Consider the following 6,842-nt stretch of genomic DNA (forward strand, 5'->3'; position numbering starts at 1 on the left):
AGGTATAGATGATTCTAATAAGTCACTTCTGATCAGAGCAATCATTCTCTGCATGCGGCTGTCACCCAGGCAGGTGCAGCCGGCGCAGGAATCTGACATTTGGATAGCAGCCGCGCATGGGCTGGCTTGTGCCCGCCTGCAAAAAAAGCGGGCAGCAGCGCGGCCCGCAACTCGTAACAAAGCGTATGTTATTTGCGACGCGGCGGCGCCATGGCGGTACGCCAGGTAACAACCATGGCCGCTCAGCAGCGCTGGCCCGGCCTAGCGCGGCGCGGCCTAGCGAGGCGCGGCCCACCCTTACATGGTCATCGCGCTTTCGACGTCGGTCACCTTGCGGCGTGCCAGCGCCAGGTTGGCGCGCTTGTTGTCGAGCACGTAGTACACAAAGATGCCGGCCAGGCGCGAGCAAGGACGGATGATGTGGTACTGCTTGCCCAGCGTGATGAGGATGTCGTCGATGTTCTCGTTCAGGCCCAGGGCCTTGATGGTCTTCATCTTGGCGCGCACCACTTCGGTGTTACCGGCAGCTGCCAGTTCCATGTCCACGCCGGTGCCGGCGCTGGCCAGCATCATGCCGCTGTTGTAGTCGACAACCGCTGCGCACAAAGCGCCTTCCAGAGACATCAGATCATTCAAGCTGTCGGTCAAATTCGCCATGGAAACACTCCTGAAAAGCGAAGGCGCGTGGGAAATTACCGCCTCCTGATGAAAATGATTGTATCTGATCATTTCTGATTTTCATCAAGCTTTGCGCGCTTTTTCTGATCGCTTGCTACTTTTGGGCAACAGCTGTGCTAGGGCGCTGCAGCGAGCCAGCGCCTACGCCGGCAGCAGCCCTGACAGAGGCTTGATATATAAATCCGTCGGATCGGATCATTCAAACCATCACATCCACACCCACCTAACGAGGCGTTGGCAACCGTTGATTACATCCATAAAAGTCATATATCAAAGTGTTTTTAATGGATTGATTGCCATGGTGGGTATGGAATAAAGTGTGCTGATGGGTGCTCCCGCGCACCTGCAGTTGTTAAGTATTGAAAGGTAGACACCATGACTGAACGCACCACCGTCCACGGCCTGCAAGTGGCCCAGGTTCTGTATGACTTTGTGAACACCCAGGTGCTGCCAGGCACGGGCGTGGAGCCCGCTGCGTTCTGGCAAGGTTTTGATGCCATCGTCTCTGACCTGGCGCCCAAGAACGCGGCCCTGCTGGCCGAGCGCGACCGCCTGCAGGCCGAGCTGGACAGCTGGCACAAGGCCCACCCCGGCCCGATCACCGACATGCCGGCCTACCGCCAGTTTCTGACCCAGATCGGCTACCTGGTCGAGCAGCCCCAAGACGTAAAGGCCAGCACCGAGAACGTGGACTCCGAATTGGCCGTGCAAGCCGGCCCCCAGCTGGTGGTGCCCATTCTCAATGCCCGCTATGCACTGAATGCCGCCAACGCCCGTTGGGGTTCGCTGTATGACGCGCTCTACGGCACCGATGCCATCAGCGAAGACGGTGGCGCAGAAAAGGGCAAGGGCTACAACCCCGTGCGCGGTGCCAAGGTCGTGGCCTATGCCCGCCAGTTCCTGGACCAGGCCGCATCACTGGCCCAAGGCTCGCATGCCGATGCCACCGGCTACGCTGTTGAAGGCGGCCAACTGGCCATCTCCCTGAAGGACGGCAGCAAGACCGGCTTGAAGGACGCCGCCAAGTTTGTCGGCTACCAAGGTGATGCGGCCGCGCCCCAATCGGTGCTGCTGAAGAACAACGGCATCCACATCGACATCATCATCAACAAGGCCACGCCCATTGGCAGCAGCGATGCCGCCGGCGTCTCCGACGTGGTGGTGGAAGCGGCGCTGTCGACGATTCTCGATCTGGAAGACTCGGTGGCGGCGGTGGATGCCGAAGACAAGGTCAACGGCTATGCCAACTGGCTGGGCATTCTCAAGGGCAGCCTGACCGAGTCCTTCGACAAGGGCGGCAAGACGGTGACCCGGGGTCTGAACGCCGACCGCGAGTACACGGGTGCCAATGGCGACCGCCTCAAGCTCCATGGCCGCTCGCTGATGTTCCTGCGCAATGTCGGCCACCTGATGACCAACCCGGCCATCCTCTGGGGCGCGGACCAGAAAGAGATCCCCGAAGGCATCATGGACGCGGTGGTGACCACGGCGATTGCCATGCACGACCTGCAGGGCAAGGGCGCCCAGGGCATCCGCAACAGCCGCACCGGCAGTGTCTATATCGTCAAGCCCAAGATGCACGGCCCGGCCGAAGCGGCCTTTGCCAACGAGCTGTTTGGCCGCGTCGAGCAGATGCTGGGGCTGCCCGCCAACACCGTCAAGCTCGGCATCATGGACGAAGAGCGCCGCACCACGGTGAACCTGAAGGCCGCGATTGCCGCAGCGCCTGCGCGCGTGGCCTTCATCAACACCGGCTTCCTGGACCGCACCGGCGATGAAATGCACACCGCCATGTACGCCGGCCCCATGGTGCGCAAGGCCGACATGAAGACCTGCGCCTGGCTGCCCGCCTATGAGAAGAGCAATGTGCTGGTGGGCCTGACCATGGGCCTGCGCGGCCGCGCCCAGATCGGCAAGGGCATGTGGGCCATGCCCGACCTGATGAAGGCCATGCTCGAGCAGAAGATTGCCCAGCCCAAGGCCGGCGCCAACACCGCCTGGGTGCCCTCGCCCACCGGCGCCACCCTGCATGCGCTGCATTACCACCAGGTCAATGTGGCCGAGGTGCAAAAGGAGCTGGAAAAGACCAGCGCCGATGCCGAGCGCGACAACCTGCTCAATGCCATCTTGCAGGTGCCCGTGGCCGCCAACCCGAACTGGAGCGACGCCGACAAGCAGCAGGAAGTGGACAACAACGTCCAGGGCATCCTCGGCTATGTGGTGCGCTGGATCGACCAGGGCGTGGGCTGCTCCAAGGTGCCCGACATCCACAACGTGGGCCTGATGGAAGACCGCGCCACCCTGCGCATCTCCAGCCAGCACATCGCCAACTGGCTGCAGCACGGCATCGTGACCGAGGCGATGGTGCGCGACAGCTTCGCCCGCATGGCCAAGGTGGTCGATGGCCAGAATGCTGGCGATGCGGCTTACAAGAGCCTGGTGGCCAACCCCCAGGGCGCCGCCTTCCAGGCCGCGCTGGACCTGGTGTTCAAGGGCAAGGAACAGCCCTCGGGTTACACCGAGCCATTGCTGCACGCCTGGCGCCTGAAGGTCAAGGCCGGCGCCTGAACGCAGACCTCCGCCTGGCGCGACACAGCGCATGGTTTACCCTAGGGTAAACACCAAGAGCAGCCCCCTGGGGCTGCTTTTTTTATAGCAACTAAGCTAATCCTCTTCGAAGCCTGCCCAGTTGGAGCAGGCTTTTTTTACGTATTCGTAAAAACAAAGCTCAAAAGTAAAGCGAGTTGCCAATTTGCAGATCTTTGTAAAGAAATTGCCTACGCATCGATTCAGTTTATAGCCTCATATGTAATCCACTTGTTACCTGCATATTTGTTTTCTATAGGCAGTTTCAAAAAACAAAATCTGATTGCTACTAGATATTTCTTATGTCATGAAATATTCATGAATCACCCGGTTTCAACTCGTCATTTCTCCGTGCCGGACTGCAGTTAAAAACACGCCTTAGCAAGTTTTCGTCTATCGGCAAGGAGCTATTGACCATGGGCCATCAATCCATTACAGGCGCCAAGCAGGCATTCATCCAGGCACTGGCAAAACAGCGGCATCTGCTGCTGTGCGCAGGCCTGGGGCTGAGCGCCTCGGTATTCGCCCAAAACAACCAGCAGGTGGTGGTCAATGGCGGCATCGTCAATATCTCCGGCCCAGCGGCCCAGGCTGTGATGAATATCTCGTCAAACAAGAACATCCGCCAGATCCGCGGCAACAACCAGGTGACCTCGGTCAATGGCGTGGTCGCGAACATGGCCAGTTTCGGGGCCTATAGCGAATTGAATATTGCGTCGCGCAATGGCGGAGTCGGCAGTGGCAGCCAGGTGGTTTCCGTCGGTGGCCCCGTGGTCAACCAGGCCACCGGCACCGGCATGCGCAGCGTAGTGAACATTGGCGGACGGTAGCAGGGCGCCCTGCGGCCGCACGCCGATGAACGGTTCGGTTTCTCCGACAGGGGAGCTGACTGCAGAGGTGCATCACAAGGATGTGCACCATATTCTTTCAGTAACGAGGAGATTTTTATGAAGAAGTTTTTCGCAATTCTGGTGTCGGTTTCGGCTATCGCCATGTCTGCCCAGGCAGAAGTGAAGATCAAAGGCAACAACGACCAGAAGGTCACCGTGAAAAACGGCGCTGTCGCCAATATGGCCATTGGCGCTGGTGCCACTGCCACGCAAAACCTGGCCTCCAACAAGGGCAACGTCAATATTGGCGGCAATAACAAGCAGGAAGTCTCGGTCACCAACGGTGCCGTGGCCAATATGGCGATCGGCGCGATGACCAAGGCCGAGCAAAACCTCGCCTCCAACGACGGCAAGTAATCCCCACCCTTCATCACTGCTGGCCAGCGACTGCGTCTGGAGACCGTTCGCTGGCCGGCCCCTATCAAAAAGATCTTCTGCAGAGCATTCGTCAGCGCTATAGGATGCGGCCGCATTTCTTAGCCTGCGACCGCTGTGCAGAGGGTCCCTCCAGGAGACTGCGCATGAAAGCCAGCTATGCCGGGGTATGGGTTCTCGCCCTGTTGTGCGCCGCCGCGCAGGCGCAGCAAAAGCCACCCGCAGGCCGCACCGGGCTCGACCCGGCCTCACGCAACAAGGTGAGCAATGCCATGGCCCGCAACTACCTGACGGAGCAGGACTCCAGATCCGCCATCGAGCGTGAAATGGTCACCGGCCCCTCGGGCAAGAACTGCAATACCAATGTGGGTGCCGCCCCCCAGATCAACGAAGGCACGGCCGGTATCGGTAACCGCTATGGGGCAGGCAATGCCGACCAGGTGACCGTCGTACGTGGCTCCGTGATCAATATCTGCAAATAAACACGATGGTTTCTGCGCCGGAGCCAGAAAACTCTGCGCAGCCACCCCGGGACGAGGGAGCCCGGCAGGACGCTGACCCCAGCGGCAGCCCCACCATCGCCATAACGAACAACCACCATGCATCTTTCATCGATTCGCCGCCTGGCGCTTGCGCCCTGCGTGCTGGCCTTGTCTGCCTGCAGCATCCAGCCCACCTTGTCCGACCGCAAGGACATCATTGAAAAGGGCATCACCGAGCAGTCGCCGCTGGTCACACCCACCAAATCCGCATCGGCGATGCGCGAAGGCCTGGCCTGCATGGACCGCATGCTGGCGGCCGAGCAGGTGCCCTCGACCCTGGTGGCGGTCAAGAGCATCCCCGATCCCTCGGGCCTCTTTTCCACCGGCACCAAGGAGATGGTGATCACGGCGCTCTCGCGCATGTCGCGCACCAGCCAGGCCTTCCGCGTGGTGGACTATGAGGTCGATGCGCTCAAGCAGGACACCGTGCAGACGATGACCAGCCTGCTGCTCAACAACGGCCAGATCGAGCTGCGCAAGCCGCAGATCTATGTCTCGGGCGCCATCAGCTTTGGCGACAAGACGGTGGTCTCCAAGCGCAGCAGCCTGGGCGTCTCCACCGCCAATACCGACACCGGCTACAGCTGGGACTTGCTGGGCACGGTCGTGGGGCTCGATCTGCATCTGGGCGACATGAACTCCCGCACGCTCTACCCCGGTCTGGATTCGGCCAACGAGCTGGTCGTGGCCACCGGCGGCCGCTCGGTCGAGATCGGCGGGCGCGCCACCGGCCTGCCCAAGCACATCTACCGCCTGGGCGTGCAGTACGAAGTGGCTGCCGATGTGAACCAGGGCGCGGGCGCGGCCGTGCGCCTGCTCGTCGACCTGGCCACCATCGAGCTGGTGGGCAAATGGGCCAAGGTGCCGTACTGGGAATGCATCGACTACGAGCAGAACCACCCCGAATTCAAACGCCAGATGCGCACCTGGTTTGACGAGCAAGGCGCGGCCGACCGCATCACCTTGGCCCAGCGCGTGCTGCAGGCCGAAGGCGCCTGGAGCGGCCCCATCGATGGCAACGACTCCACCGCGCTACGCAATGCGCTGGCGCTCTACCAGGCATCGCTGGACCTGACCCCGGTTGGCGTCGTCAACTTCGAGACCTATATGGGCCTGCTGCGCCTGTATGCCGGCATGTCGGCCGATGACAAAATCGCCTCCAGCTACTCGCCGCAAAGCGACGAGCTGAAACCGCGCCCGCATGGCCTGCCGGACAACGAGCCGACCACCGACGCGTTGGCGCTGTCCTTGCTCGGCCACAAGGAGCTGGCATCGCAGCTGCCCATCGGCACCTCGGTGGTGCTGCGCGTGGCACCGGCCCGTACCGGCTTCCTCTACTGCTACTACCAGGATGCCGCCCAAGTGGTCACCCAGGTCTATCCCAACCCGCAGCAGCAGGCGGTGGTGGCCCAGGGTCGCATCGGCCTGATGGTGCCCGATGTGTCGCAGGCCAACTCCTTCCTGATCGAGACCGCCCGCCCCGGCGTGGAGCAGGTGTACTGCGCCCAGACCACCAAGCCGCTGACCGGCCGCGTGCCGGTGGCCCTGACCCAGGCCCAGCTCGCGCCGATCGAGAGCCTGACCACAATCGAAACCGTGCAGCAGCAGATTGCTGCGCAGACCGGCGTCATCGCCCAGTCGCAGCTGCGCTGGGAAGTGGAAGGCCCCGTGGCCGCTGTTCCCGCCCAACCGGCCCCTGCCGCCGCCCCCGCACGCCGCGGCAAAACGCGATGAGGCGCCTCGCAGCAACCGGCCGCCGTGCCGGCCTCCT

At 61.7% G+C, this 6,842-nt stretch carries 6 protein-coding genes; 5 read left to right on the forward strand and 1 reads right to left on the reverse strand.

Annotated elements, in window-relative coordinates; all coding sequences use genetic code 11:
• Window positions 1–297: 297 nt before the first annotated feature.
• Complete coding sequence (locus H928_RS0102390) at window positions 298–657, reverse strand: hypothetical protein (RefSeq protein WP_021025061.1); 360 nt, start codon at window positions 655–657, stop codon at window positions 298–300.
• A 396-nt stretch (window positions 658–1,053) separates the two neighbouring features.
• Here H928_RS0102390 and H928_RS0102395 point away from each other — a divergent pair, with 396 nt between their 5' ends.
• The 5 genes from H928_RS0102395 to H928_RS29950 all read left to right on the forward strand — a co-directional run bounded on the left by H928_RS0102395 (window position 1,054) and on the right by H928_RS29950 (window position 6,805).
• Complete coding sequence (locus H928_RS0102395; RefSeq protein WP_021025062.1) at window positions 1,054–3,246, forward strand: malate synthase G; 2,193 nt, start codon at window positions 1,054–1,056, stop codon at window positions 3,244–3,246.
• A gap of 434 nt (window positions 3,247–3,680) precedes the next feature.
• Window positions 3,681–4,094 carry a hypothetical protein gene (locus H928_RS0102400; RefSeq protein WP_148293011.1) on the forward strand — a complete coding sequence of 138 codons (414 nt, stop codon included), beginning with the start codon at window positions 3,681–3,683 and terminating at the stop codon, window positions 4,092–4,094.
• 117 nt (window positions 4,095–4,211) lie between these two features.
• On the forward strand, window positions 4,212–4,511 hold the full coding sequence (locus H928_RS0102405) for a hypothetical protein (RefSeq protein WP_021025064.1): 300 nt from the start codon (window positions 4,212–4,214) through the stop codon (window positions 4,509–4,511).
• Between the two features lie 164 nt (window positions 4,512–4,675).
• A complete protein-coding gene (locus H928_RS0102410; RefSeq protein ID WP_021025065.1) occupies window positions 4,676–5,011 on the forward strand; it encodes a hypothetical protein in 336 nt (111 codons plus the stop codon).
• A 117-nt stretch (window positions 5,012–5,128) separates the two neighbouring features.
• Complete coding sequence (locus H928_RS29950) at window positions 5,129–6,805, forward strand: DUF4384 domain-containing protein (protein ID WP_084635616.1); 1,677 nt, start codon at window positions 5,129–5,131, stop codon at window positions 6,803–6,805.
• The last annotated feature ends 37 nt before the right edge of the window (window positions 6,806–6,842 follow it).

Source organism: Comamonas sp. B-9 (genome assembly GCF_000410635.1).
Taxonomy (GTDB): Bacteria; Pseudomonadota; Gammaproteobacteria; order Burkholderiales; family Burkholderiaceae_C; genus Comamonas.

Excerpts from the sequence above, each read along its gene's own strand:
- H928_RS0102390 (WP_021025061.1), bottom strand. The coding sequence starts at position 657 with ATGGCGAATTTGACCGACAGCTTGAATGATCTGATGTCTCTGGAAGGC.
- H928_RS0102395 (WP_021025062.1), top strand. The coding sequence starts at position 1,054 with ATGACTGAACGCACCACCGTCCACGGCCTGCAAGTGGCCCAGGTTCTG.
- H928_RS0102400 (WP_148293011.1), top strand. The coding sequence starts at position 3,681 with ATGGGCCATCAATCCATTACAGGCGCCAAGCAGGCATTCATCCAGGCA.
- H928_RS0102405 (WP_021025064.1), top strand. The coding sequence starts at position 4,212 with ATGAAGAAGTTTTTCGCAATTCTGGTGTCGGTTTCGGCTATCGCCATG.
- H928_RS0102410 (WP_021025065.1), top strand. The coding sequence starts at position 4,676 with ATGAAAGCCAGCTATGCCGGGGTATGGGTTCTCGCCCTGTTGTGCGCC.
- H928_RS29950 (WP_084635616.1), top strand. The coding sequence starts at position 5,129 with ATGCATCTTTCATCGATTCGCCGCCTGGCGCTTGCGCCCTGCGTGCTG.